Annotated in this window: 1 protein-coding gene; it reads left to right on the top strand. The window is 39.8% G+C overall.

Annotation, left to right across the window (positions count from 1 at the left end; translation table 11 throughout):
• Positions 1–296: tyrosine-type recombinase/integrase (locus SD31_RS14480; RefSeq protein ID WP_316929899.1), on the top strand; the 296-nt coding region annotated here is incomplete at its 5' end.
• Positions 297–651: the final 355 nt, after the last annotated feature.

Below are 651 nucleotides of genomic sequence, written 5' to 3'. Positions count from 1 at the left end.
TACCGTCTGCAGTGCTGGATTTGCTGCGGGAATATTATAAAGCATACCAGCCCAAAACTTACCTTTTTGAAGGTCGGTACGGTGGGCGGTATTCCGTCCGCAGTGTACAAGCGGTGTTCAAGAATGCAATGAAAGCGGCAAAGGTAAACAAGCCGATAGGGATACACGGTTTGCGGCATAGCTACGCCACACATTTACTGGAATACGGCACGGACATGTCATTCATACAGCAGCTACTTGGTCACAATGACATTAAGACCACGATGCTTATGCAAAAGTCGGCAATGCGCAACTGAATTCTATCAAAAGTCCGTTGGATAGGATTTTGTAGCTACAGCTTCAAAGATGACCACAATGGGATTTATTACTTCAAAAGAAGAAAACCCTTCATACCGGCTGCTCTGTAGGCACAGTTCAGAGCTGTGAGAAACGTTGGGGTCTTTATGTTTAGACAACTCTAAACGAAAAATGTATTTAGACGGAAAGAACGGGAACAAAACTAAAAACCAAAAGAAAATAAGTGGAAGCCGSCCTGGAGCAAAATGTCTTTTTWCGGTAATTTACTAAATTTACATAAAAATTTGAAATAATTGAAAAGACATTTTTTAGTCGGAATAATTTAAAAACCTTTAAATTCTCAAAGTAAAATTT

It is taken from the genome of Sphingobacterium sp. T2 (assembly GCF_000814685.1).
Taxonomy (GTDB): Bacteria; Bacteroidota; Bacteroidia; order Sphingobacteriales; family Sphingobacteriaceae; genus Sphingobacterium; species Sphingobacterium thermophilum.
This window is presented reverse-complemented; position numbering and strand designations above follow the sequence as displayed.